Below are 24,433 nucleotides of genomic sequence, written 5' to 3' on the forward strand. Positions count from 1 at the left end.
GATATCCTTAGGCATGCCATTTGAAAACCAGCCATCTCGGAATCATTCCTTCAGCCTGAAAGTACCCAACGGGGACAACCGGGAACGGCACGTCTGCGACAATTGCGAATTTGTCTATTACGAAAATCCCAAGATCGTTGTGGGCTCGGTTGTCATCTGGAAGGATGAACCAGGCGCGGAGGATCAGTTCCTGCTTTGTCGCCGGTCCATCAACCCGCGCCGCGGTTACTGGACCATACCGGCCGGTTTCATGGAACAGAATGAAACAACCGAGGAAGGCGCCATGCGGGAAGCGCGGGAAGAAGCCTGCGCCGACATTGAAATCAGGGCGCTGCTGGCGGTCTATAATATTCCGCGTATTTCACAGGTGCAGATGATGCATGTGGCCCGTCTCAGGGAAAAGAAATTTTCCGCCGGGGAGGAAAGCCTGGAGGTTGGCCTGTTCACATGGGACGAAATTCCCTGGGACGATATTGCCTTTCCCAGCGTGCACTGGGCGCTGGGGCACTACCGGGAAATTCGTGACAGGGAGGTCTTTGCCCCCTTCACCAATCCGGAAGGGACCGAGAAGCTAGTCCGTTGAGGGGGTGTCTTCGGCCGGTTCTTCCTTCTGGTACTTCATGATCAAGGGCAGCTGGGCCATGGCAAAGACAAAACTTAGCGGCAGGAACAGCCACAGTTTGGCAGCAATCCAGGTATCCGTTGAATAATTGCGCCAGACATATTCGTTCAGTAGCGCACAGACGATAAAGAACAGTCCCCAGCGGAAATTCATCTTGTGCCAGGCGATATCCTCCATGGGGGGAAAGCCGGCTTCCATCACATTGCGAATGAAAGGCTTCTTCAGGGCCGTGCCCAAAAGCAGAGTGGCGGCAAACATGCTGTAGAGAATGGTCGGTTTCAGCTTGATGAAAGTTTCGTCTTCGAAATAGATGGTGGCGCTGCCGAAGACAACCACAAGGCCCACGGAAATCCACATCATCGTGGAAATCTGCCCGAGCAGGATTTTGGAGGCAATCATGGAAATGATCATCACCACCATGAAGATGGCCGTGGCGCTGAAAATTCCGACCTGTCCATTGGCGACAAAGAAAATGACCAATGGTCCGGCTTCGATCAGTAGCTTGTATAGTTGATTCATGACCCTAACTCTCCAGACCGACCAGCATACGTGAAAAATCGTCTGCCCTGAAGGGCTGAAGGTCGTCGATGCTCTCGCCCACGCCGATGGCATGGATCGGCAGGGCGAATTTTTCCGCACAGGCGACCAGAACTCCGCCCCGGGCGGTGCCGTCCAGCTTGGTCATGATCAGGCCGGTCACATCGGCCACCTTTTGGAAGACCTCCGCCTGCATGATGGCATTCTGGCCGGTGGTGGCATCCAGCACCAGCAGGGTGTCATGGGGGGCCGTCTCGTCATGTTTCTTGATGACCCGGACGATCTTGGCCAGTTCGTCCATCAGGTGTTCCTTGTTCTGCAGCCGCCCGGCGGTATCGATCAGTAGAACATCCATATTCTGTTCCCTGGCCTGCTTGATGGCGTCAAAGGCGAGGCCTGCCGCATCACCGCCCACCTTGCCGGAGACGACCGGCACATTGTTGCGTTCGCCCCACACCTGCAATTGTTCGATGGCGGCGGCACGGAAGGTATCACCGGCGGCCAGCATCACCGACTTGCCGTCATTCTGGAACTGCTTGGCCAGCTTGCCGATGGTGGTGGTTTTGCCGGAGCCGTTCACACCCACCATCAAAATCACATGGGGTCTATTTTCCGCCCTGATCTCCAGCGGTCTGGCGACGGCTTCCAGAATGCCCGAAACTTCGTCGGCCAGCGCCTTCTGTACTTCCTCGGCACTGATTTCCTTGTCATATTTCTGGGCCCTGAGGCGATCACAGACCCGGCGGCTCACCTCCACGCCCAGATCGGACATGATCAGCAGGTCTTCCAGTTCCTCCAGTGTGGTGGCATCAAGGCGTTTTTTATTGAAAATGCCGGAAATGCCGCTACTGAGGGCGGAGGTGCTGCGTTTCAGGCCATCTTTCAGGCGGCCGAACCAGCCTTTTTTCGTCTGTTCTTCGCTCATGGATTCCACTTATTTCGGTTCACAGATCAGCACCCCATCCTGATAGCCGGTAACACGGGCCTTGGCAAGGCTGCCGGCCGGAAGACCGGCCTTGAGCCGGGCCAGGTTTAACCGGGCAGGGGCGAAATGGGCAGTATGGCCGATCACGGAAGCGCCGTCGTCCAGGCTTTTTTCCACCAGAATTTCCACCTCGCGGCCGATCTGGCCGGTCATGAAGCGATCCATTTGTTCCTGACCTTTCCGGCGCAGCCGTTCCGCCCGGTCTTTACGGATTTGTTTGGGCAGTTGCGGCATTTTCGCAGCCGGGGTGCCTTCGCGCTCCGAATAGGGAAAGACATGCAGGAAGGTCAGGTCGCAGTCGTCGACCAGACGCAGGGAGTTTTCGAACATGTCCTCGGTCTCGGTCGGAAAACCGGCAATGATGTCGGCGCCGAAGATCACGTCGGGACGGGCTGCCCGCACTTGGGTCACGAACTCTATGCTGTCTTCGCGGCTGTGGCGGCGTTTCATGCGCTTCAGGATCATATTATCGCCGGCCTGCAGGCTCAGGTGCAGATGCGGCATCATGCGCTCTTCCTCGGTGATAACCCGAAACAGCGCTTCATCGGTTTCGATGCTGTCAATACTGCTCAGGCGCAATCGTTTCAGATTCGGAACATGTTTCAGGATCTGCTGGCACAGTTTGCCGAGGGTCGGTTTGCCGGGCAGGTCGGGGCCGTAAGAGGTGATGTCCACTCCGGTGATGATCACTTCCTGATAGCCGTTTTCGACAAGTCGTTGCACTTGTGAAATGACCTCGCCGGCGGGGACAGATCGGCTGTTGCCACGGCCGTAGGGAATGATGCAGAAGGTACAGCGATGATCGCAGCCGTTCTGCACCTGGACGAAGGCGCGGGTGCGTTCCTCAAATCCGTCAATCAGCTGTGGGGCAGTTTCCTTGACCGACATGATGTCATTGACCAGGACTTTCTCTGCCTCCTCGGTGCCGAAATCCATCGCCTGCCAGCTTTTGGCCTGAAGTTTTTCCTGGTTGCCGATGACCCGGGTGACTTCTTCCATGTCGGCGAATTCGGCCGGATTGATCTGGGCGGCGCAGCCGGTGACCACAATATTGGCGTCGGGGTTTTCCCGACGGGTGCGGCGGATCGCCTGTCTTGCCTGCCGGGTTGCCTCTGCAGTCACGGCGCAGGTGTTGAAGATAAAGGTATTCTCCAGTCCGGCCTGCTCGGCATGAGTCTTCATAACTTCGGATTCATAGGTATTGAGCCGGCATCCGAAAGTCACTATCTGCGGAGATCTGGTCCTGTTCCGGTCCATCAGTCCTTCTCCCGGTCGTCCGGTCCTTCCAGATTGAAGGGGGCAAAGACATGTCCGGCAAAGACATAGCTGATGTCGCCGGTCATCATCACATGGTCGTCTGCATTCCAGGCCATTTGCAGGATACCGCCATCAAGTTCGATTGCGGCCTTGCGGTCCACAAAGCCCCTGAGGCTGGCGGCCACCACGGCGGCGCAGGCGGCGGAACCGCAAGCCTGGGTGATGCCGGCGCCCCGTTCCCAAACCCTGAGACGAAGGTCGCCCGGTCCGCGCTTTTCCACAATGCTGACATTGACCCGTTCGGGAAAAAGTTCGTGGGTTTCAATCTGCGGACCCAGTTCGGCAAGATCGATCCCGTCCACACTGTCGACAAAGAAAATAGCATGGGGGTTTCCCATATTGACGGTCACCGGATTGCCGAGCCCGCCGACAACCAGCTCTACCGACGTGGTGTCCATCTCCCGGGCCAGGGGGATCCGGTCCCAGTCCAGCTGCGGTTTACCCATATCCACTTTTACCTGATGGCCGTCGCGGCTTGCTTTCAATAGCCCGGCCAGGGTTTCAATGACCACGTCATCCTGGCCGAATTCCTGCAGCATCAAATGGGCCACGCAACGGGTGGCATTGCCGCAGGCGCCCACTTCGCTGCCGTCCGCATTCTGGATACGCATGAAGACGTCGCCCGTCTCCGACGGCCACAGGGTGATCACCTGGTCGCAGCCCACGCCCCGGTGCCGGTTGGCGACAAAGCGCGCCCCGTCCGCCGAAAGGTCAAAACGATCCTCGCGGCCGTCGATGATGACAAAGTCATTGCCGAGGCCGTGCATTTTGACAAAGGGACGCGGGTCCTGTGTGATCTGATTCTGTTCGCTCATACCGCCTTATATGGGGCGCGCAGGCGAAAAGTCCACCAAAAACCGTTGTTAGGGGACGGAATCAGCCGAAGATAACAGGGACCAGGAAATAGCAGAGCGGAGTCAGGATAATGATGCCGACAAGGTTGAGCCGGAAGCCCGCATTGACCATTTCCGGTATCCGCACCTTGCCCGTGGAATAGATCACCGCATTGGGGGCCGTGGCCACGGGCAGCATGAAGGCACAACTTCCGGCCAGTGCCGCGGGGACAAAAAGCATCATGGGATCGAAATTTCCGACTCCGGCCAGTGCTCCGAGAACAGGCAGCAAAGTGGCCACTGTTGCCGTATTGCTGGTCAATTCGGTGAGGAAAATAACCATGGTGATCAGAATGCCCACAAGCAGGAACAGATGCAGGGTGGTCAGACCGGAAAGGGCGTTGCCCATCCACAGGGCAAGGCCTGTGCTGCTGACCATTGCCGCCAGGCTGAGTCCGCCGCCAAACAACAGCAGAACACCCCAGGGAATGGTAATGGCGGTGTCCCAGTCAAGCAGCGCCGTGCCTTTTTCATTTTTGCTGCCGGACGGAATGACAAACATGAGAATGGCGCCGGTTATGGCGATCAGGCTGTCGTTGAGCCAGGGAAAAAGCCCCAGTTCATCTTGCAGAAATTTACGGCTGATCCAGAAAAAGGCGACCAGCGCAAAGGTCGAGGCCAGTCTTTTTTCCGGGGTGCTGAGCGGCCCCATTGCCGCCAGTTCCTGACGGAACAGGTCTTCTGCCGCCGGCAGATCTTGCAGGTCAAAGGGATAAGCCCACCTGGTCAGCACGAACCAGATAACGGGAACCATAATCAGAACTGTGGGAATGCCGAACATCATCCAGGTCAGGAAGCTGATCTCCACGCCATAGTTTTGGGACATGAAGCTGACGACAAACAGATTGGGCGGTGTGCCGATCATGGTGCCGAGTCCGCCGACGCTGGCGGAATAGGCGATCCCGAGGATCAGGCAGAGCACGAAGCCGCGATGATGCCGTGTGTCGTCATGGATCAGTTCGGACGACAGGGACAGGGCAATGGGGATCATCATAATGGCGCTGGCCGTATTGCTGATCCACATGCTGATCAATGCCGTGGCGGCCATAAAGCCGCCGATGATGGCGCCGGGATGGGTCCCGGCCTGGATCAGAATATGCAGGGCCAGCCGGCGATGCAAATTCCAGCGGGCAAGGCCGGTAGCTATGATAAATCCCCCCATCAGCAGGAAGATGGTCGGCCGGGCGTAGGGAGCGGCGGCCTCCGCCATGCCGGCGACACCAAGCGCCGGCACAAGAACAAGGGGCATGAGCGAGGTTATGGGCACCGGCAGTGCTTCGGTTGCCCACCAGGTGGCCATCAGGGCGGCAATACCGACCGTTTTCCAGGCGGCTTCGGACATGCCTTCAGGCGCCGGCAGGATCAGCACAAGCGCCAGAAGGGCAATGCCCAGAAAAAGATTAAAGACCCTGATGGACAACGGAACCGGGCCGTCAGTTCATGTGCAGAACAAGGCCTACGGAGATGCGTTGCTCCGAAGGATCAAAGACAAAGCGGTCAACGCCCTGTGTGACAGTCAGGTTGCCGTATTCGGCCCGGGTATATTCCGCCCTGAGAGCGACATTTTCGAACAGGCCGATTTCAAAGCCGCCGCCATAGCGGAAGCCGTTCAGGCGATCGCCCTGCTCTTCGGCAAAGCCGCGGCCGTTGAATTTGGTCGCCGCATAGCCGCCGAGACCGTAGATAAGAACGCGCTCGGAAGCAACGAAGCCTACCCGGCCGTTGATGTCAAAGCTGTTGGATGCCTTGACGCCGAAGGTGTTGGTGCCGTCAGTGACTTCGGAAGTGCCGCCGGACAGGCCCCAGCCTGCCTCGATGCTGGTAAAGACGGGGCCAAAGCTGAGCCCGTAACCGCCGTAAAAACCGCCGCCAATTCCGGTGCCGGACTCCTCGCTCGCGATACCACTAAAGTTGCTGGTGCTGCTGCCGGCAATCTGTTCATAGCTGGCATTGGCGGATTCTTTATAATAGTCCCCTCTGAATCCCAGATAAAACCCGTCAAAAGGGGTGCCGTCCATACCGGCCAGGGCAGTGGAGGAGAAAACCGGAGCTGTCGCGGCGATACCGGCAATCATGAGAAGTTTTGTGAAAAAGCCAGACATTTTCAATTTCATTTTCCCTTTATTTCTTTATTTGAACGCAGGGGAGCAATGGATGCCGTCCCTGCGGCGGAATTGTGTCCATATTACATTTTTTTGCCGATCTTGAAACAGGAACTTGCGTCGTCCGGAAGTTAGGGCTTGACTCTTGCGCCCAAAGTCCATAATTTCCGCCCATTCCGAGAGGATAAAAGATATTTTGTGTCCCCCGACGGACCTGAGGGATACCCACCAGTCAGCGAGTTTTCGCCCACTGGTGCCATTTTACTTTGTGGAAACGGATCATGTTTGACAGCCTGAGTGACAAACTTGGCGGCATATTTGACAAGCTGAAGAAAAGCGGCGCCCTGAAGGAAGCGGATGTTAGCGCCGCCCTCAGGGAAGTGCGTATTGCTCTTCTGGAAGCCGATGTGGCCCTGCCGGTGGTCAAGGACTTTGTCGAAAAGGTCCGGGAAAAAGCTGTCGGCCAGGAAGTTCTGAAATCGGTGACCCCCGGACAGATGGTCATCAAGATCGTCAACGACCAGCTGGTGGAAATGCTGGGTGGCGAGGGCGAAACCATCAGTCTGGCTGCGGCCTCCCCGGTACCGGTCCTGATGGTTGGCCTGCAGGGCTCCGGTAAAACCACCTCCACGGCCAAGATCGCCAAGCGGTTGACGGAAAAGGAAAAGAAAAAGGTCCTGATGGCCTCCCTTGACGTGCGTCGTCCGGCGGCCATGGAGCAGTTGCAGATTCTGGGGGAACAGACCGGCGTCGCCACCCTGCCGATCGTTGCCGGCCAGATGCCGGTGGATATCGCCAAGCGGGCGATGACGGCGGCCAAGCTTCAGGGCTTTGACGTGGTCATGCTGGATACGGCGGGTCGTCTGCATGTGGACCAGAGCCTGATGGCGGAAGTGATCGCCATCCGTAACGAAGTCAACCCCCACGAAACCCTGCTGGTGGCCGATGCGCTGACCGGTCAGGATGCGGTCAATGTGGCCCGGCAGTTCAGTGACCAGGTCGGCCTGACAGGAGTGATCCTCACCCGTATGGACGGTGACGGCCGCGGCGGTGCGGCGCTCAGTATGCGTGCCGTGACCGGCAAACCCATCAAGCTGGTGGGTGTGGGCGAAAAGATTGACGACCTGGAGGAATTCCATCCGGAGCGTGTGGCCTCTCGCATTCTGGGCATGGGCGATGTGGTCTCCCTGGTAGAGAAAGCGGCCGAAACCATCGAGGCGGAAGAAGCCGAGAAGATGGTCCGCAAGATGAAAAAGGGCCAGTTCGACTTTGACGACCTGCGCTCCCAGTTGCGCCAGATGAAGAAACTGGGGGGAATGTCCGGCGTACTCGGCATGCTGCCGGGGCTCGGCAAGATGCAGAAACAGATGGCGTCAGCCAATATCGATGACAAGCTTCTGGCCCGTCAGGAAGCGATCATCAACAGTATGACGCCGAAGGAGCGGACCGATCCGCGCCTGCTGAATGCGTCCCGCAAGAAAAGAATTGCCGCCGGCGCCGGTGTTTCCGTGCAGGAGATCAACAAGCTGGTCAAGATGCAGAAACAGATGGCGTCGATGATGAAGAAAATGGGCAAGATGGGCAAAAAAGGCGGGGGTATGCCTCTGCCCGGCCAGCTTCCCCCGGGTATGGAGAATCTGCTGCCAAAGTAATTCACCGGAGTAATTCACTGGAATAATTCTCCGGAATAATTCTCCGGCCAAATAGAAAAACAGCGGCTTTGTCGCTAAATCGTAATTTTTGAATTGAAGTAAATAAAGAAAGGAAGACATCAATGTCTTTGAAAATTCGTCTGGCACGCGGTGGTGCTAAAAAACGTCCTTATTACCGTATCGTGGTTGCCGATTCCCGCTCTCCCCGTGATGGTAAATTCATCGAAAAAGTGGGCACCTACAACCCGCTGCTGCCGAAAGATTCTGACCAGCGTCTCACCCTGGAGAACGAGCGTGTGACCTACTGGCTGGGCCAGGGCGCACAGCCGACTGACCGGGTACATCGTTTCCTGGACGCCGAAGGTATTCTGAAGCGCGATGCCAAAAACAATCCGAACAAAGGCAAGCCTGGCCAGAAAGCCCTGGAGCGCATCGAAGAGAAGAAAGAGAAAGAGGAAGCTGCTGCCGCTGCTGCTGCAGAAGCCGCCGCTGCAGAGGCCGAAGCCAAAGCTGCTCCTGCTGAAGAAGAAGCTCCCGCCGAGGAAGCTGCTGCCGAAGAGGCTCCAGCAGAGGAAGCACCGGCTGAGGAGGCTGCTGCCGAGGAAGAAGCCAAGTCTGAATAAGGCATGGTTGGTCGACCTTCCCATAGGACTTCTGAAAAGCCAGAGGTGGCGGTTGGGCCCGAATGGGTCTGTGTTGCCGCCATCACCGGCGCTCAGGGGGTCCGGGGAAATGTCCGGCTCAAGGTCTTTACCGAGGATATTGCTTCTGTCGCAGACTATGGGCCTGTGACTCTGTTTACAGAGGAACATCCCCGGGGCAAGAAGCATAAAATCCAGCTTCTGCACAATATCAAGGGCGGCATTGCCGCCCGGCTGGAAGGCATCAGTGACCGGGACCGGGCGCTGGCGCTCAAGGGGCAGAAGATTTATGTGCAAAAATCGGCCCTGCCGGACCTGGAAGAGGAAGGCAGTTTCTATTACGAGGAACTTGTCGGCCTCAGCGCCCGGGATGAAAAGGGAGAGCCATTCGGTGAAGTGGCGGCGGTGTTTAATTTCGGCGCCGGCGATCTTCTGGAAGTGGCGCTTGATCCGGCTCTGAATGACGGGAAGAAGGGCAAAACCCTGTATCCTTTTTCCGGGGAGTTTGTCCCGGAAGTGAATATGGAAGAAGGCTATGTGGTCGTGGATCGCGAGGCCTTTGGCGACCGGGAAGAGTGAGCAGTTCCGAACGGAAAGAGAGGCGAGGCATGACAGAGCCCCTGTGGCAGGCGCAGATCCTGACCCTCTATCCGGAAATGTTTCCGGGGCCTCTTGGTCATTCGCTGGCCGGCAAGGCGCTGGACCAGGGTTTATGGCGCATGGATGTGATGAATATCCGCGACCATGCCCATGACAAACACCATACGGTGGACGATACGCCGGCAGGCGGCGGCCCGGGTATGGTGATGCGGGCCGATGTGCTGGGCGAGGCCATTGATGTGGCGCTTGCGGACCGGCCGGAAAATATGGACGGGGAAGACTGGCCTGTGGTCTATCTTTCCCCGCGCGGGCGGGCCCTGGATCAGGAGCTTGCCCGGGAACTGGCCGGTAAAAAAGGTATAACGCTTGTCTGCGGTCGTTTTGAAGGCATAGACGAGCGGGTGCTGGAAGCGCGAAATATTCAGGAGGTGAGCCTCGGAGATTTTGTGCTTTCCGGCGGTGAACTGGCGGCAATGGCCCTTATGGATTCTGTTGTGCGCCTGATTCCCGGGGTGATCGGGCAGCCGGAGACCCTGAATGAAGAGAGTTTTGAAGCGGGGTTACTGGAGTATCCACACTATACCCGACCCAAGGTGTGGGAAGGGCGTGAAATCCCGGAAGTGTTGCAATCCGGGCATCACGGAAGGATCAGGGCATGGCGTCAGGAGCAGTCGGAACGGCTGACCCGTGAAAGAAGGCCGGATCTGTGGAAAGAATATTTGCACCGCAGTGGAAAGAATGATATGGACGCTGCGGAAGACGACTGAACGGGACGATGGTCCCACCTGAATGATCTCTGAATGTTCCGAATGAAATGATGGCTTGGAACCTCTGGGAGACGAACGTTAAAGAGAAGAACAATGAACATTGTTGAAAAATTTGAAAAAGACCAAATCGCGAAACTGACCGAAGGCAAGGAAGTGCCGGAATTTGCTCCGGGCGATACCGTAAAGGTAAACGTGAAAGTGGTTGAAGGCAACCGCGAGCGTGTCCAGGCCTATGAGGGTGTATGCATTGCCCGTTCCAATCGCGGTCTGAATTCTTCATTTACCGTGCGCAAGATTTCCTACGGTGAAGGTGTGGAGCGTGTATTCCCGCTCTATTCTCCCAATGTGGACAGCATCGAGGTTGTTCGCCGTGGTAAGGTACGTCGTGCGAAGCTTTACTACCTGCGCGCCCTGCGCGGCAAGAAAGCCCGTATTGCTGAGAAAAAAGACTGGCTTACCAAGAAGCCTGGCGCATAACCGATCATTTTATAATGATTTCGGGGCCGCGTCTAAAGAGCCCCAGGAAGCGGGGTTCGATTTTCGGACCTCGCTTTTTTCGTACCTGATTTTATACAATGTCGGCGGCCGGTCAGTGGGAACCGGCGCTCCGGAACGCGCCGGAGCCAGAAGCTGAAGAAAGAGTTTAAAATGGCGAAGACACTTTATGACAAAATCTGGGACATCCACCTGGTGGATGAACAAGAGGATGGTAACTGCCTGGTCTATATTGATCGGCAGATTATTCACGAAGTGACAAGTCCGCAGGCCTTCGAGGGGCTGCGTATGGCCGGTCGCAAGCTGCGCCGCCCCGAAGCCATGATTGCCGTTCCGGATCACAATGTCCCCACCACTGCCGACCGGGCGACAGCCAAAAATGAAGAACAGTCCGCCATCCAGCTGGCTGCCCTGGAGAAAAACTGTGCCGAGTTCGGGGTCAATTATATTCCCATGACCGATATCCGTCAGGGTATCGTGCATGTGATCGGTCCGGAACAGGGCTTTACCCTGCCGGGGACCACTCTGGTCTGCGGCGACAGTCATACCTCCACCCACGGGGCTTTCGGCGCCCTGGCTTTCGGCATCGGTACATCCGAGGTGGAACATGTCATGGCTTCCCAGACCCTGATCCTGCGCAAGGCGAAAAACCTGCGTATTGATGTATCGGGCGAACTGGGTGCAGGAGTAACCGCCAAGGACGTTGCGCTGGCCGTGATCGGCGAAATAGGTACTGCCGGCGGCACGGGCTTTGTGATCGAATTCACCGGTTCTGTGATCGAGGGTCTCAGTATGGAAGGCCGCATGACCCTCTGCAACATGGCCATTGAAGCCGGGGCCCGCTCCGGTCTTGTGGCACCTGATGAAAAAACCTTCGACTATGTGAAGGGCCGGACCTATGCCCCCAAGGGGGGAGCATTCGAGCAGGCTGTCTCTTACTGGAAAACCCTGAAAACCGATGAGGGCGCGGCCTATGACAATGAAGTTTTCCTGAAGGGCGAGGACATCGCGCCGCAGGTGACCTGGGGGACAAGTCCGCAGGACGTGTTGCCCATTACCGCTGCAGTGCCTGACCCCGCCGCTCTGGAAGGTGAGCGCAGGGCGGCAATGGAGCGGGCGCTGGACTATATGGGGCTCGAGCCCGGGACACCGTTGGAAGAGGTCCAGGTGGACAAGGTCTTTATCGGCTCCTGTACCAACAGCCGGATTGAGGACCTGCGCGCGGCTGCCGAAATTGCCAAAGGACGCAAGGTTGCCGATCATGTTTCGGCCATGGTGGTGCCGGGCTCCGGTCTGGTCAAACACCAGGCGGAAGAGGAAGGCCTCGACAAAATCTTTATCGAGGCCGGTTTTGAATGGCGTGAGCCGGGCTGTTCCATGTGTCTTGGCATGAATGCAGACAGGCTGGAACCCTATGAGCGTTGCGCCTCTACCTCCAACCGGAATTTCGAAGGACGCCAGGGCTATAAAGGCCGGACACATCTTCTGAGCCCGGTCATGGCTGCCGCCGCCGCGGTTACCGGTCATCTGACAGACGCACGGAAATTGTAAGGAAGGCAGGACCATGGATAAATTTACGAAAATCAGCAGCGTGGCTGCCCCCCTGCCGATGATCAATGTGGATACGGACATGATCATCCCCAAGCAGTATCTGAAAACCATCAAGCGCACGGGGCTGGGCAAGTATGCCTTTGCGGAAATGCGCTATAACGAGGACGGCAGCGAAAATCCGGATTTTGTGCTCAACAAACCGGCCTACCGCAATGCGCAGATTCTGATCGCCGGGGATAACTTTGGCTGTGGGTCCAGCCGCGAGCATGCCCCCTGGGCGCTCCTGGATCAGGGCATCCGTGTTGTGATTGCGCCCAGTTTTGCGGATATTTTCTACGGCAACTGTTTCAAGAATGGCATTCTGCCCATCAAGCTGCCGCAGGAGATTGTCGACAAGCTGATGGAGGATGCGGAGCGCGGCGCCAATGCCATTGTTACCGTGGACCTTGAGAACCGGGAAATCACTGGTCCCGACGGCGGCAAGGTGACGTTTGAAGTGGACAGCTTCCGGCAGCATTGTCTGCTCAACGGTCTGGACGATATTGGCCTGACCCTTGAAAAGTCTGAAAAGATCGACACGTTTGAAGCACAGCAGAAAGCGTCCCAGCCCTGGCTTTACGGGGCCTAGGCGGACACAGCAGAAAGTACAGGCATTATGAGCAAAACCCATTCCCTTCTTATCCTGCCCGGCGACGGTATCGGACCGGAAATCATGGAACAGGCCCGCAGGGTGATTGACTGGCTGGCCGCCAATCGCGGTCTGAAGTTTGACATCGCCGAGGACCTGGTTGGTGGTTGCGCCTATGATGCCTACGGTGTGCCGCTGGCTGACGAGACGCTGGCAAAGGCCCGGCAGGTGGATGCCGTGCTTTTGGGCGCCGTTGGTGGTCCCAAGTGGGCGGACACGGATTATGACAAGCGTCCGGAAGCAGGCCTACTGCGTTTGCGCAAGGAACTGGATCTTTTTGCCAATTTGCGCCCGGCGCTCTGCTTCGAGCCGCTGGTGGATGCCTCCAGCCTGAAGCCGGAACTGGTCAGCGGTCTCGACATCATGATCGTTCGCGAACTTGTGGGCGGGGTCTATTTCGGCGAACCGCGCGGTATTGAAGACCTGCCGAACGGGGAACGCCGGGGTGTCAACACCCAGGTCTATACCACCAGTGAAATCCGTCGCATTGCCCATGTGGCCTTTGATCTGGCCCGCAAACGGCGTGGCAAGGTAACCAGCACGGAAAAATGCAACGTGATGGAAAGCGGCCTGTTGTGGCGCGAAGAAGTGGAAGTGGTTTCCAAAGATTACCCGGAAGTGGAGCTGGAACATATGCTGGCCGACAACTGCGGCATGCAGCTGGTGCGTCAGCCAAAGCAGTTTGATGTGATTGTTACCGATAACCTGTTTGGCGACATGCTCAGTGATGTGGCGGCCATGCTGACCGGTTCGCTCGGCATGCTGCCTTCTGCCTCCCTTGGCGTGAAAGGCGGCGGGGCCATGTATGAACCGGTGCACGGTTCCGCCCCGGATATTGCCGGACAGGGTGTGGCCAATCCCATCGCCACCATCCTCAGCCTGGCCATGGCGCTGCGCTATACCTTTGATCTCGGCGCGGAAGCGGATCTCGTTGAAAAGGCCGTCGGCGGCGTGCTGGAAGGCGGCATTCGTACGGCCGATATCATGCAGCCGGGCAAGGCCAAGGTCTCTACATCTGTGATGGGAGACAGCATTCTGCGCGAAATGGAAAAACTGAACGGCTGAAGGGCCGCCGAAAAAAGAATTTATTAAACTCAGGAGAAAGTAACAATGTCCTATAAAGTCGCTGTCGTAGGTGCGACAGGAAATGTCGGCCGGGAGATGCTCAATATATTGCACGAGCGCCAGTTCCCGATTTCCGAATTGGTCCCGCTGGCGTCACGCCGGTCCATTGGCCAGGAAGTGACATTCGGGGACAAGACCATTAAGACCAAATGTCTCGATGATTATGATTTCTCCGACACGGATATCGCCCTGATGTCCGCCGGAGGAAGCGTGTCAAAGGCCTTTGGCGAGAAAATCGGCAAGCAGGGCTGTGTGGTGATTGACAACAGTTCCCATTTCCGCATGGACCCGGACGTGCCGTTGGTGGTGCCGGAAGTGAATGCCGATGCCATTGCCGGCTATAAAAAGAAAAATATCATTGCCAACCCCAACTGTTCCACAGCCCAGTTGATGGTGGCCCTGAAGCCTTTGCACGACCGTGCGAAAATCAAGCGGGTGGTGGTCTCTACCTATCAGTCTGTTTCCGGCAGCGGCAAGGCGGCCATGGATGAACTGTGGTCCCAGACCCGGGCGATTTTTGTCAATGACCCCATTGAGCCGGAAGTTTATCCCAAGCAGATCGCCTTCAATGTGATTCCCCATATCGACGTGTTCATGGACAATGGTGACACCAAGGAAGAATGGAAAATGGTTGTCGAAACCATGAAAATCCTCGACCCGGATATCAAACTCACAGCCACCTGTGTGCGGGTGCCCGTGTTCCTCGGTCACAGCGAGGCCGTGAATATTGAATTTGAGAAGCCGCTGAGTGCCGACGACGCCCGTGAGCTGCTGCGCACGGCGCCTGGCCTGATGGTGGTCGACAAGCGGGAAGACGGTGGCTATATCACCCCGATCGAGGCCGCCGGTGAATTCGCCACCTATGTGAGCCGTATTCGCGAAGACGAGACTCAGCCCAATACGCTGAATCTCTGGTGCGTTGCCGATAATCTGCTGAAAGGTGCGGCCCTCAATGCGGTGCAGATTGCGGAAAGCCTCTGCAACAACCATCTGAAAAAAGCATAATGTAGGGCAATATATCGCTTTTTCAAAATTTTATGCTGAACAGGGACGGGTGAAGTTTCACTCGTCCCTTTTTTTATACAATCTGTCGTTTTGGGGTTCGCCAGAACAGCACAGCCTGCTAGGGTCGGTCGGTTCTAAACAAGGGGACGAACAAGATGATAAAAACCAATTACCTACGGAAAAGCCTGTTTATCGGCGTGATCGGGTCTGTGATGACTGCCGCATCCGCCTTCGCCATGGAGAAAGCGCCGGAAAATATCGACGATTTCTTCGCGGCCTATTTTGACGAAGCCATCATGGAAACGCCGGAAGGCCTGACCTATACCCGCTATATGGAGACCCAGGGCAAAGAATGGCGTCATGACAAGCTGGACGACGTGTCCCAGGCTCATCGGGACAAGATGTTCAATATGGAGATGGAGAATTTTGAACATCTCAAGTCCTATGACGAAAGCAAGCTCAGTGACAGCCAGAAACTGTCCAAGGAGTTGCTGACCTGGGACATGCAGCGGACCAAACGTCTGCACAAATATGACAACTACGGTTATGTCCAGGCCCAGAATGGCGGCCCGCTGATTGATTTTCCCAATTTCCTGAGCAATTTCCATGCGGTGAACAGCACGGCAGATGCAGAGGACTATATTGCCCGGCTTAAAGCCACCGGCCACCAGTTTGATCAGTATCTGGACCGGATCAAGGCCCAGGCAAAGAAGGGCATTATCCTGCCCAGGGTTCTGATGGAAAAGGTTATTGAGACCGGGAAGGCCTATACCGCTAAAAAGCCGGAGGAAGACCTGCTCTATGTCACTTTTGCCGGCAAGCTTGACGGCGTAGAGGGACTGCGTGACGAGGACAAGGCATCACTGCTGGCCCGCGCCAAAGCCGCTATTACGGATTCGGTTTACCCCGCCTTCAAAAAAATGACCGCCTATCATGAAGAACTGATCAAGAAGGCGACCAATGATGCGGGGGTCTGGAAATTCCCGGACGGCGACAATTATTACAAGGCTATGGTCGCCAGCATGACCACCACCGACATGACCCCGGAACAGATCCACAATATCGGTCTTTCCGAAGTGGCTCGTATCCAGGGTGAAATACTGGGTATCCTGAAAGGCGAGGGGTACGATACTTCCAAAGGCTTTGAAGCCCTGATCCAGGAACTGGCCGAGGACGAGCGCTTTTATTATTCTGACGATGATGCGGGCCGGGCCCAGATCCTGGCGGATTACCGCAAGATCATCACCGAGGTGAACCAGCGTGTCCAGGACGTCTTTAATGTAAAGCCGAAAATGGGTGTGGAAGTCCGCCGGGTGCCGGAATTCAGTGAAAAATCAGCCCCCGGGGCCTATTACACCGATCCGGCACTGGATGGCTCCCGCCCCGGTATTTTCTGGGCCAACCTGTATGACATCAAGGCAACGCCAAAGTACGGCATGCGTACCCTGGCTTACCACGAGGCGGTGCCCGGCCATCACTTCCAGATCGCCATTGCCCAGGAATTGAAGGACGTGCCTCTGTTCCGCAAATATATGTTCTTTACCGCCTATGTGGAGGGCTGGGCCCTTTATTCTGAACGGGTGGCCAAGGAGCTTGGCCTGCAGGAAGATCCCTACAGCGACATCGGCCGTCTGCAGGCGGAGCTGTTCCGCGCTGTGCGTCTGGTGGTGGATACCGGCATGCATTACAAGCGCTGGACCCGGGAACAGGCCATCGACTATATGTATAAAAACACTGGTCAGGCCATGTCCGATGTGGTGTCTGAAATCGAACGCTATATGGTCTGGCCCGGTCAGGCCCTGGCGTACAAAGTCGGCATGCTGAAGATTCTGGAGCTTCGCGAAAAGGCGAAGAAGGAACTGGGCGGCAAGTTTGACATCGGCACGTTCCATGATGTTGTGCTGACCAGCGGCGCGTTGCCGCTATCCGTTCTGGAAAAGCTGGTTGACGACTATATCGCAGAAAACAAAGGCTGAAAAAGCTGAAGGAAGCGGGCGCTCTTGGGCGCCCGTTTTTTCTTATGGAGGATAAAAGGAGCAAAAAATGAAAAAGATTTTACTGACCGGCACAACGGCGCTGACCCTGGTACTTGGCGCCTGTTCTCCCGCGAATGAGGGCGTAAAAACCGAACAGGTTTCCGCCAACGATGCCAAGGCATTTGTTGCCATGGTGGAAAAGGAATATGAGGAATTTTATCCCTTCGTCTCCAGGGTTTACTGGGTTCAGGCCAATTTCGTGACCCAGGATACAAATGCACTGGTGGCCAAGGTTGGCGCGGATGTGACGGCGATGGCGGTAAAATTCGCCAATGAAGCCAAGAAATTCAATGACATTGAGGTGGATGCCGATACCCGCCGCAAGCTGGAAATCCTGAAACTGGGCATCACCCTGCCAGCGCCGGTCAATGAGGCGGAAAATAAGGAACTGGCCCAGCTGACATCGGATCTGGATGCCATGTATGCCACCGGCAAACACCCGGACGGGCGCAACGACCGGCAACTGATCCAGGCCATGGCGGAAAGCCGTGACCCGGCTGAACTACTGGATACCTGGACCGGTTGGCGCACTGTTTCCCCGCCCATGAAAGAGAAATACGCCCGTATGGTGGAGATCGCCAATAAGGGCGCCAAGGAGCTCGGCTACAAGGATGTGGGCGCCATGTGGCGCGCCGGGTATGACATGCCGGCGGATGACTTCCGGGCCGAAGCCGACCGCTTGTGGGAACAGGTCAAGCCTCTGTATAATTCCCTCCATTGCCATGTGCGGGCCAAGCTGGGTGAAAAATACGGCGAGGAGATCGTGCCCCAGGACGAACCGATCCCGGCTCATCTGCTTGGTAACATGTGGGCCCAGCAGTGGGGCAATATCTATGACATCGTTTCCCCGGGCGAGAGCAGTGTGGGTTACGACCTGACCGCCCGCCTCAAGACCAAGGGCTATGATGAACTCAAGATGGTCAAGACCGGCGAGAATTTCTTCTCTTCCCTTGGTTTTGATCCCCTGCCGGATACTTTCTGGGAACGTTCCCTGATCACTAAACCCCGGGACCGGGATGTGCAGTGCCATGCCAGCGCCTGGGACATTGACGGCAAGGATGATATCCGCATCAAGATGTGCACCCAGATCAACGCCGACGATTTCGAGACGGTGCACCATGAACTGGGTCACAACTACTACCAGCGCGCATACAAGAACCAGAGCATATTGTATCAGGGGGGCGCCAATGACGGCTTCCACGAGGCCATTGGCGATACCATCGCCCTCAGCATCACACCGGCTTACCTGAAACAGATCGGCCTGATTGACAAGGAGCCTTCCGCCGAGGGGGATATCGGCCTGTTGATGCGCCGGGCCCTGGACAAGGTGGCCTTCCTGCCCTTTGGCCTCATGGTTGACCAGTGGCGCTGGAAAGTATTCAACGGCGAACTGACCCCGGATACCTATAACAGTGGCTGGTGGGACCTGCGCGAGAAATACCAGGGTGTTAAAGCGCCGGTGGAACGTCCGGCAGACGCTTTCGATCCGGGCGCCAAATACCATATTCCGGGCAACACCCCCTACATGCGTTATTTCCTCGCCCATATCCTGCAGTTCCAGTTCCATAAAGCCGCCTGTGAAATGGCAGGTTTCAAGGGACCGCTGCATCGCTGCACCATTTATAATAACAAGGAAGTGGGCGAGAAATTCAACGCCATGCTGGAAATGGGCCAGAGCAAGCCCTGGCCTGATGCGCTGGAAGCTTTCATCGGCACCCGCCAGATGGACGGCAGCGCCGTTCTGGAATATTTCGCCCCGCTTCAGGCGTGGCTCGATAAACAGAATGAAGGCCGCAACTGCGGCTGGTAAGTCTGATCACAGGAAGATTTCAGGAGCAGGCCTTCGGGCCTGCTTTTTTATTGGGAAGAATTGATCGTCACTTTGCCGATCCAGTTTTTCTTGCGGCGCTCCAGCCGGTCGCCGCTGCCTTCGCCGTCAAAGTCATGCAGGCCCTGGGGTTCCGCCAGGCGAGCGGCGTCATCAAGGGTATTGCCGTTGAGAACGCCGTAAAGCCGGCCTTCCGTTTCACACAGGACGAAGGGCGGCACCCCGCAGGTGGCGCAAAAGACGAAATCAGCGGTCTTCTGGCCGAAACGATAGCGGCCGACCCGTGTTTCATCCTGATAGCGAATATGCAATTCGCCCGCCGGATCGGCCAGATGCCGGGCTGGTAGTTTGCGGCAATAGCTACAGCCACACCGGCGCGGGGTCAATTCCGCGACATCATGTGACGTCACAAAGTCATAGTCGATATTGCCGCAATGGCAGCGGCCGTGATGTGTATGAAGGGTCATCTCTTATGTCACCTGTAGCCAGGGAAAAAGAAAGCCCCGAAGGGCTTTCCAAGCTAATAGCTATTTTCGGAAATTCACACCGCTTTCGGCGGCAAGATACGCGAACATGGTATAGATTGCCGTGTTGATCTTCATGGCCTCCGGGTCGACCTTGTCGAAGGTATCGTTATCGGTATGGTGATAATCGAAATAAAGGCTGCCGTCCGGGCTGAAGTTCACCGCCGGCATGCCGGCATTGCCCAGAATACTCAGGTCTGACTGGCCTTTGGCGTCATTGTCGGGACTGAGGGAAACACCCATTGGTGCGAACAGTTCGGCCATTTCCCGGATCGCGTTGAGCGCCTCGGGCCCCACACCCGGTTTCATTTCATAGATGCGACCAACCCCGAAATCCCATTCCGCGCCGATCACATGATGGCCAATTTCCGCCTGGTTCTTCTCCAAATACTGACGGACACCGATCAGGCCCACTTCCTCGGCCCCGAACAGGACCACCCGGATGGAGCGCTTTGGGCGCTGGGGAAGGTCAAGGATATGTTTGCCGGCGGCCATGGTGATGGTCACACCAATGCCGTCATCGACGGCGCCGGTGCCCACGTCCCAGCTGTCCAGGTGCGAGCCGAGGACCACATAATCCTCCGGTGTTTCCCGGCCGGTCACCTCGCCGATCACATTGGCGGTTTTGACCACGGTGGCATCGTGGCGGCTTGAAGACTGGGTCAGTTTGAAGGTCACCGGTTTGCCGCGCCGGATCTGGTTTGACAGGATATCCGCATCGGGGTTGGACAGGGCCGCTGCCGGGATCATCGGCACGCCGTCCTCATATTTCATGCCGCCGGTATGGCCGAGCCGGTTGTTGTCGGTACCAACCGAACGCATGATAAAGGCCACGGCGCCGCGTTTGGCGGCCTCGATGGCACCCTGGCCGCGGGCGATTACCGCCGGGCCGTAACCGGAGCCGTCGATTTTCCGCTCCATGCGGTAAGACACATAGGCGATTTTGCCGGTCAGGCTATCCGGTGCGGCAGCCTGCAGGGCGGCGAAATTCTCGAACTCCACCACTTCCGCTTTGATGCCGCCCTCTGGGGTGCCGACGGAGCCGCCGAGCGCGATGGCGGTCATTTTATGGGGATAGGGGCTGATGACCTCGGCGTTGATCTCGCCCCGCTCCCACATCACATGGGTGACTTCCTCGGTCCAGACTTTGTCAAAGCCCAGCGCCTTCATTTTGGCCACGGCCCAGTCCACGCCTTTTTTGTCGCCCGGGGTGCCGACCCGGCGGGCGCCGACTTCAGTGCTGAGGGATTCGTCCAGCTCGTAGGCGAGTCCCGCTTTGAGGGCTGTTTCCTTAAGCTCAAGGGCTGTTGATTTGATCTGTTCCGACAGAATATCTTCTGCCTGCAAAGGGTGGGAAAAAAGACTGCTGCTTATGGCAAGAACGGCACAGGCGCCGGAAAAGCTTCTAAATGACATTTGATATCCCCGATGGTTTATTGTTTGTTGGACCGCAAGTCTGGTACAACTGGCCAGGGGTTTCAACCCAAATAATGATGTTGAGGATGAATAACCTCCATGCAGGGATTTGATAAAAAATTTTGCAGCGCAGCATCTTGCATTGCACCAAAAAAATGACTATAAGCAAATTTCAAAAGCAAAATGGTTTGTGAAATAAAATAACAAGAATTCACGCACCATATGTGAAAGCCACAGCAGTCATGAGGGAAAGCATGTCAAATCAATCCAGTTCAAATCAAGCAAGACCCAGAAGAAGTGTTCTTTATATGCCGGGGTCCAACCCCCGCGCCCTGGAAAAGGCCAAGGGCCTTGCCGCGGACAGTCTGATCCTTGATCTTGAGGATGCGGTGGCGGTGGATGCCAAGGAAGAGGCCCGCCGTCTGGTGGCCGAGGCCATCAAGAGCGGCGGTTACGGCAAGCGCGAACTGATCGTCCGGGTCAACGGGCTCGACACCCCCTGGGGCCGCGAAGACATCAAAGCCGTTTCCGCGGTCGGCCCGGACGCGATCCTGCTGCCCAAGGTGGAAAGCGCTGCCATGGTCAAGGAAGCCGAGGACCTGCTGGTGGAATATGGCGCACCCAAAACCACCACACTTTGGTGCATGATGGAAACCCCGCGCGGTATTTTGCGGGCCGAGGAAATTGCGGATTCAAGCCTGCGCCTTGGCGGGTTCGTCATGGGCACCAATGACCTGGTCAAGGACCTTCAGGCCCGGCATACGCCGATGCGCCTGCCGATTCTGACCAGCCTGTCCATGTGTGTGCTGGCGGCCCGGGCCGCCGGAATTGCCGTGATCGACGGTACCTTCACCGACCTTAATGATGACGAGGGCCTTGTCGCCTCCTGCCAGCAGGGTGTGGAGCTTGGTTTTGACGGCAAAACACTGCTGCATCCCAAGCAGCTTGCTGCTGCCAATGAAGCCTTTGCCCCCAGCGCCGCCGATGTCGAGCATGCCCATGCGGTCATCGCCGCCTTTGAGGCCGCTGAAGCAGAAGGCAAAGGTGTGGCATTGCTGGACGGCAAGCTGGTGGAAAACCTGCATGTGGAAGTAGCCAAAAGCCTGATCGCCCAGGCCGAGCTGATCAGGGAACAGGAGGCGGAATAATGGACCAGAAATCGGAAAAGACCTTTAAGGGAAACTTCTTCGAGGATTTCAAAATCGGCCAGATCCTCAATCATGCCACCCCGCGCACCGTGACCGAAGGTGATGTGGCGCTGTATACCGCGCTGTACGGCCCGCGCTTTGCCTTGCAGTCTTCCGACGAATTCGCCCGTGCCAGCGGTTATCCGCGCGCGCCGCTGGACGACATGCTGACCTTCCATATGGTGTTTGGCAAAACGGTGCCGGATATCTCCATCAATGCGGTGGCCAATCTCGGTTATGCGGACTGCAAGTTCCTGCAGCCGGTGTTCCCGGGCGATACGCTCAGCGCCGTCAGTGAAGTGATCGGTCTCAAGCAGAATTCCAGCGGCAAGAACGGCAATGTGTTCGTGCGCACCACCGGCTTGAACCAGCATGGCGATGTGGTGCTCTCTTATGTGCGCTGGGTCATGGTCAACAAGAAAGACCCGGCAAGCCCGGCCCCGGAAACGGTGATCCCGGACCTGCCGGAGGTTGTGGCGGCAGAAGACCTGGTGCTGCCCCAGGGGCTCGACTTCAGCAAATATGACGCCACGCTTGCGGGCTCGGACTATTTCTGGGACGACTATGAAGTGGGCGAAAAGATCAATCATGTGGACGCCATGACCGTCGAGGCGGCGGACCATATGATGGCGACCCGGCTTTACCAGAATACCGCCAAGGTCCATTTCAACCTGCATATGATGAAGGATGGCCGGCTCGGCGAGCGCATCGTTTACGGCGGCCATGTGATTTCACTGGCCCGGGGACTGAGCTATAACGGCCTTGGCAACGGCGCCCTGATCGCCGCGATCAACGCGGGCCGCCACGTCAATCCCTGTATTGCCGGGGACACGGTCTATGCCTGGACCGAGGTGCTGGACAAGGCGGCGCTCAAGGGTGAGGATCATGTGGGCGCGCTCCGGGTGCGGCTTGTAGCGACCAAGGATCATGAGCCTTCGGATCATGCTTACAAAGACGCCGACGGCAAATATCTGTCCAGCGTTCTGCTTGATCTTGATCTCTGGCTGTTATTGCCCCGGCGATAAGCGTTCTGCCTTCTCCAGCTTTTCCTCGTCCCGGAAACTGTCGATGCCGATGATCAGCAGGCAGGCGGCAACACCCACCAGAAGCCCGATCCAGCTGTCGAAATAGACCAGCATGATCGAGGTGAGCAGGGCGACCCCCCTCTCCTCGGTCGTGCGCGACAGCCCCATGGCGATATAGGCGCAGGCAAAGCCGGTCAGGGCCAGGGTCAGCAAAAGGGCGATATGCAGAAAGGGCTTCAGGAGAGTGATCAGCGGTAAAATGAGGAAAAACAGCGGAATGCAATAGAGGTAATAGGCTGAAAGCCCGCTGAACAGGGTCTGCATCTTCTCGGGGCCCTGCCGCCAACGCTCGACGATAATCACATGGATGCCGGTCCACAGTACCCCCTGGGTCGGGAAAAAGGGCGCGCCAATGGCCATCAGCGCGTTGCGCAGGCTGACGATCACATGGGACCGGTTCACATTGATGTCGATCGGATCATCCGGCCGGTCCTTTTGCGCCTTCTGCAGGACGGTAATGCCGGTCAGCAGATCACCAAAGAAAATGGTATAGGTCATGAAGGCGATCGGCATGGCGGCCACATACATGTCGAAGCCGGGCCAGCCGATGGCAAAGGGAGAGGCCTTGCTCCACATGCTGTCAAAGGGCGGCAGCAGAATGCCCCATTCAATGTCGATGTGCAGTTCCCCGAGCATGACCCCGGCAATACCGGCGATGATAAACCCGGGCAGCAGACCCATGGCGGACAGAAAGGACAGGGCCGGAACCTTTTCCTTCAGTCTGTGGAACGGCGCGGAAAAGGCGATGATCAGGCAAGCCGCCAGGGCCAGCCCGCTGGCCCACGGCCGGTCGGTGAAGTTGGTGGGATCATCCACAAAAACCCGCTTGAAGGCAGCAATGGCGGCGCCCAGGATAATGCCGGCCTTGAGGGCCCGGGGAATGTGATTGATCAGTTTCTTGCCAAGGCCGGTAATGCCCAGAAAGAAGATGATCAGGGCAAAGTCAATGGTCAGGGCCGTCATCACCTGGAACCGTTCCGTCGGCGTGTCATAGCCGGCCAGGACAAAGGTCAGTGCCAGGGGAAGGGCCGGGGTAATCCAGCCGGGGGCATAGGGTTCGCCAAAAAATACAATGCTGGCGGTAATCAGGAAGGAACTGACCATGCTGAGAGCAATCGCCTCTTCAAAGGTCAGGCCGAAATGCATCACCAGCAGGGGCACCAGCGCCAGGCCTGTGGAGATGGACACCACCAGCCCCTGCAACAATTCGGGCCATTCGATGCGCATGTGAAGAAGGGGGAACCGGATATGGAAAATCCCCCAACGATATCCCTGTGTATTCCGTGACATGATTTCCCTATTGGTTGCAGTTTTATATTATCGTTGTCGTGAATTAGATCAACAAACGTCTGTTTGGTCAAGCGCGACCATGCCGGG

The 24,433-nt window shown here is 56.9% G+C and carries 23 protein-coding genes; 14 read left to right on the plus strand and 9 right to left on the minus strand.

The genetic code is table 11. The features are described 5' to 3' along the window. The first annotated feature begins 13 nt into the window (after positions 1–13). Positions 14–583: an NUDIX domain-containing protein gene (locus ACN0YD_RS00665; RefSeq protein WP_417316709.1), complete on the plus strand. Its 570-nt coding sequence runs from the start codon at positions 14–16 to the stop codon at positions 581–583. Here ACN0YD_RS00665 and ACN0YD_RS00670 read toward each other — a convergent pair. The 6 genes from ACN0YD_RS00670 to ACN0YD_RS00695 all read right to left on the minus strand — a co-directional run bounded on the left by ACN0YD_RS00670 (position 572) and on the right by ACN0YD_RS00695 (position 6,456). Continuing rightward, a complete protein-coding gene (locus tag ACN0YD_RS00670) occupies positions 572–1,141 on the minus strand; it encodes a septation protein A (RefSeq protein ID WP_417316710.1) in 570 nt (189 codons plus the stop codon). The two genes, ACN0YD_RS00665 and ACN0YD_RS00670, sit on opposite strands and share 12 nt — an antisense overlap. Positions 1,142–1,145: 4 nt before the next feature. Beyond that, positions 1,146–2,084 carry a signal recognition particle-docking protein FtsY gene (gene ftsY / locus ACN0YD_RS00675; RefSeq protein WP_417316711.1) on the minus strand — a complete coding sequence of 313 codons (939 nt, stop codon included), beginning with the start codon at positions 2,082–2,084 and terminating at the stop codon, positions 1,146–1,148. A 9-nt stretch (positions 2,085–2,093) separates the two neighbouring features. Further along, a complete protein-coding gene (mtaB, locus tag ACN0YD_RS00680) occupies positions 2,094–3,401 on the minus strand; it encodes a tRNA (N(6)-L-threonylcarbamoyladenosine(37)-C(2))-methylthiotransferase MtaB (protein WP_417316712.1) in 1,308 nt (435 codons plus the stop codon). Continuing rightward, positions 3,401–4,276, minus strand: coding sequence for a diaminopimelate epimerase (gene dapF / locus ACN0YD_RS00685; RefSeq protein ID WP_417316713.1), 876 nt, complete (start codon positions 4,274–4,276; stop codon positions 3,401–3,403). The genes mtaB and dapF overlap by 1 nt, the downstream gene beginning before the upstream one ends. Positions 4,277–4,337: 61 nt before the next feature. Beyond that, on the minus strand, positions 4,338–5,774 hold the full coding sequence (locus tag ACN0YD_RS00690) for an SLC13 family permease (protein ID WP_417316714.1): 1,437 nt from the start codon (positions 5,772–5,774) through the stop codon (positions 4,338–4,340). A gap of 13 nt (positions 5,775–5,787) precedes the next feature. Continuing rightward, positions 5,788–6,456, minus strand: coding sequence for an outer membrane protein (locus ACN0YD_RS00695; protein ID WP_417316715.1), 669 nt, complete (start codon positions 6,454–6,456; stop codon positions 5,788–5,790). A gap of 281 nt (positions 6,457–6,737) precedes the next feature. Between ACN0YD_RS00695 and ffh the strand changes: the two genes are divergently transcribed. The 11 genes from ffh (at position 6,738) to ACN0YD_RS00750 (ending at position 18,826) form a co-directional block, all read left to right on the plus strand. Further along, a complete protein-coding gene (gene ffh / locus ACN0YD_RS00700; RefSeq protein ID WP_417316716.1) occupies positions 6,738–8,108 on the plus strand; it encodes a signal recognition particle protein in 1,371 nt (456 codons plus the stop codon). A gap of 122 nt (positions 8,109–8,230) precedes the next feature. After that, on the plus strand, positions 8,231–8,731 hold the full coding sequence (gene rpsP, locus ACN0YD_RS00705; protein WP_417316717.1) for a 30S ribosomal protein S16: 501 nt from the start codon (positions 8,231–8,233) through the stop codon (positions 8,729–8,731). A 45-nt stretch (positions 8,732–8,776) separates the two neighbouring features. After that, positions 8,777–9,328: a ribosome maturation factor RimM gene (gene rimM / locus ACN0YD_RS00710; protein ID WP_417316718.1), complete on the plus strand. Its 552-nt coding sequence runs from the start codon at positions 8,777–8,779 to the stop codon at positions 9,326–9,328. A gap of 29 nt (positions 9,329–9,357) precedes the next feature. Further along, on the plus strand, positions 9,358–10,116 hold the full coding sequence (trmD, locus tag ACN0YD_RS00715) for a tRNA (guanosine(37)-N1)-methyltransferase TrmD (protein WP_417316719.1): 759 nt from the start codon (positions 9,358–9,360) through the stop codon (positions 10,114–10,116). Positions 10,117–10,209: 93 nt separating this feature from the next. Continuing rightward, on the plus strand, positions 10,210–10,593 hold the full coding sequence (gene rplS / locus ACN0YD_RS00720) for a 50S ribosomal protein L19 (protein WP_417316720.1): 384 nt from the start codon (positions 10,210–10,212) through the stop codon (positions 10,591–10,593). 171 nt (positions 10,594–10,764) lie between these two features. Continuing rightward, complete coding sequence (gene leuC, locus ACN0YD_RS00725; protein WP_417316721.1) at positions 10,765–12,162, plus strand: 3-isopropylmalate dehydratase large subunit; 1,398 nt, start codon at positions 10,765–10,767, stop codon at positions 12,160–12,162. A 13-nt stretch (positions 12,163–12,175) separates the two neighbouring features. Next, on the plus strand, positions 12,176–12,790 hold the full coding sequence (leuD, locus tag ACN0YD_RS00730) for a 3-isopropylmalate dehydratase small subunit (RefSeq protein WP_417316722.1): 615 nt from the start codon (positions 12,176–12,178) through the stop codon (positions 12,788–12,790). 27 nt (positions 12,791–12,817) lie between these two features. After that, positions 12,818–13,915, plus strand: a complete 1,098-nt coding sequence (gene leuB, locus ACN0YD_RS00735; protein WP_417316723.1) for a 3-isopropylmalate dehydrogenase — start codon at positions 12,818–12,820, stop codon at positions 13,913–13,915. 45 nt (positions 13,916–13,960) lie between these two features. After that, positions 13,961–14,980, plus strand: a complete 1,020-nt coding sequence (locus ACN0YD_RS00740; RefSeq protein WP_417316724.1) for an aspartate-semialdehyde dehydrogenase — start codon at positions 13,961–13,963, stop codon at positions 14,978–14,980. Between the two features lie 155 nt (positions 14,981–15,135). After that, on the plus strand, positions 15,136–16,956 hold the full coding sequence (locus tag ACN0YD_RS00745; protein ID WP_417316725.1) for a DUF885 domain-containing protein: 1,821 nt from the start codon (positions 15,136–15,138) through the stop codon (positions 16,954–16,956). Between the two features lie 67 nt (positions 16,957–17,023). Continuing rightward, positions 17,024–18,826, plus strand: a complete 1,803-nt coding sequence (locus tag ACN0YD_RS00750) for a M2 family metallopeptidase (RefSeq protein ID WP_417316726.1) — start codon at positions 17,024–17,026, stop codon at positions 18,824–18,826. A 47-nt stretch (positions 18,827–18,873) separates the two neighbouring features. On the opposite strand, the gene ACN0YD_RS00755 is transcribed toward ACN0YD_RS00750, so the two are convergent. Both ACN0YD_RS00755 and ACN0YD_RS00760 read right to left on the minus strand, forming a co-directional pair. Then, complete coding sequence (locus ACN0YD_RS00755; protein ID WP_417316727.1) at positions 18,874–19,311, minus strand: GFA family protein; 438 nt, start codon at positions 19,309–19,311, stop codon at positions 18,874–18,876. 60 nt (positions 19,312–19,371) lie between these two features. Next, positions 19,372–20,784, minus strand: coding sequence for a M20/M25/M40 family metallo-hydrolase (locus ACN0YD_RS00760; protein ID WP_417316728.1), 1,413 nt, complete (start codon positions 20,782–20,784; stop codon positions 19,372–19,374). A gap of 254 nt (positions 20,785–21,038) precedes the next feature. Between ACN0YD_RS00760 and ACN0YD_RS00765 the strand changes: the two genes are divergently transcribed. Then, complete coding sequence (locus tag ACN0YD_RS00765; RefSeq protein ID WP_417316729.1) at positions 21,039–21,932, plus strand: HpcH/HpaI aldolase/citrate lyase family protein; 894 nt, start codon at positions 21,039–21,041, stop codon at positions 21,930–21,932. After that, complete coding sequence (locus ACN0YD_RS00770; RefSeq protein WP_417316730.1) at positions 21,932–22,996, plus strand: MaoC family dehydratase; 1,065 nt, start codon at positions 21,932–21,934, stop codon at positions 22,994–22,996. Before ACN0YD_RS00765 ends, ACN0YD_RS00770 begins: the two co-directional genes overlap by 1 nt. On the opposite strand, the gene ACN0YD_RS00775 is transcribed toward ACN0YD_RS00770, so the two are convergent. Continuing rightward, positions 22,979–24,346, minus strand: a complete 1,368-nt coding sequence (locus ACN0YD_RS00775; protein WP_417316731.1) for a hypothetical protein — start codon at positions 24,344–24,346, stop codon at positions 22,979–22,981. The two genes, ACN0YD_RS00770 and ACN0YD_RS00775, sit on opposite strands and share 18 nt — an antisense overlap. Positions 24,347–24,433 lie beyond the last annotated feature (87 nt).

The sequence above is a fragment of the Emcibacter sp. genome (genome assembly GCF_048269205.1).
In the GTDB taxonomy this organism is placed as follows: Bacteria; Pseudomonadota; Alphaproteobacteria; order Sphingomonadales; family Emcibacteraceae; genus Emcibacter.

Excerpts from the sequence above, each read along its gene's own strand:
- ACN0YD_RS00665 (WP_417316709.1), top strand. The coding sequence starts at position 14 with ATGCCATTTGAAAACCAGCCATCTCGGAATCATTCCTTCAGCCTGAAA.
- ACN0YD_RS00670 (WP_417316710.1), bottom strand. The coding sequence starts at position 1,141 with ATGAATCAACTATACAAGCTACTGATCGAAGCCGGACCATTGGTCATT.
- ftsY (WP_417316711.1), bottom strand. The coding sequence starts at position 2,084 with ATGAGCGAAGAACAGACGAAAAAAGGCTGGTTCGGCCGCCTGAAAGAT.
- mtaB (WP_417316712.1), bottom strand. The coding sequence starts at position 3,401 with ATGGACCGGAACAGGACCAGATCTCCGCAGATAGTGACTTTCGGATGC.
- dapF (WP_417316713.1), bottom strand. The coding sequence starts at position 4,276 with ATGAGCGAACAGAATCAGATCACACAGGACCCGCGTCCCTTTGTCAAA.
- ACN0YD_RS00695 (WP_417316715.1), bottom strand. The coding sequence starts at position 6,456 with ATGTCTGGCTTTTTCACAAAACTTCTCATGATTGCCGGTATCGCCGCG.
- ffh (WP_417316716.1), top strand. The coding sequence starts at position 6,738 with ATGTTTGACAGCCTGAGTGACAAACTTGGCGGCATATTTGACAAGCTG.
- rpsP (WP_417316717.1), top strand. The coding sequence starts at position 8,231 with ATGTCTTTGAAAATTCGTCTGGCACGCGGTGGTGCTAAAAAACGTCCT.
- trmD (WP_417316719.1), top strand. The coding sequence starts at position 9,358 with ATGACAGAGCCCCTGTGGCAGGCGCAGATCCTGACCCTCTATCCGGAA.
- rplS (WP_417316720.1), top strand. The coding sequence starts at position 10,210 with ATGAACATTGTTGAAAAATTTGAAAAAGACCAAATCGCGAAACTGACC.
- leuC (WP_417316721.1), top strand. The coding sequence starts at position 10,765 with ATGGCGAAGACACTTTATGACAAAATCTGGGACATCCACCTGGTGGAT.
- leuD (WP_417316722.1), top strand. The coding sequence starts at position 12,176 with ATGGATAAATTTACGAAAATCAGCAGCGTGGCTGCCCCCCTGCCGATG.
- leuB (WP_417316723.1), top strand. The coding sequence starts at position 12,818 with ATGAGCAAAACCCATTCCCTTCTTATCCTGCCCGGCGACGGTATCGGA.
- ACN0YD_RS00740 (WP_417316724.1), top strand. The coding sequence starts at position 13,961 with ATGTCCTATAAAGTCGCTGTCGTAGGTGCGACAGGAAATGTCGGCCGG.
- ACN0YD_RS00745 (WP_417316725.1), top strand. The coding sequence starts at position 15,136 with ATGATAAAAACCAATTACCTACGGAAAAGCCTGTTTATCGGCGTGATC.
- ACN0YD_RS00750 (WP_417316726.1), top strand. The coding sequence starts at position 17,024 with ATGAAAAAGATTTTACTGACCGGCACAACGGCGCTGACCCTGGTACTT.
- ACN0YD_RS00755 (WP_417316727.1), bottom strand. The coding sequence starts at position 19,311 with ATGACCCTTCATACACATCACGGCCGCTGCCATTGCGGCAATATCGAC.
- ACN0YD_RS00760 (WP_417316728.1), bottom strand. The coding sequence starts at position 20,784 with ATGTCATTTAGAAGCTTTTCCGGCGCCTGTGCCGTTCTTGCCATAAGC.
- ACN0YD_RS00765 (WP_417316729.1), top strand. The coding sequence starts at position 21,039 with ATGTCAAATCAATCCAGTTCAAATCAAGCAAGACCCAGAAGAAGTGTT.
- ACN0YD_RS00770 (WP_417316730.1), top strand. The coding sequence starts at position 21,932 with ATGGACCAGAAATCGGAAAAGACCTTTAAGGGAAACTTCTTCGAGGAT.
- ACN0YD_RS00775 (WP_417316731.1), bottom strand. The coding sequence starts at position 24,346 with ATGTCACGGAATACACAGGGATATCGTTGGGGGATTTTCCATATCCGG.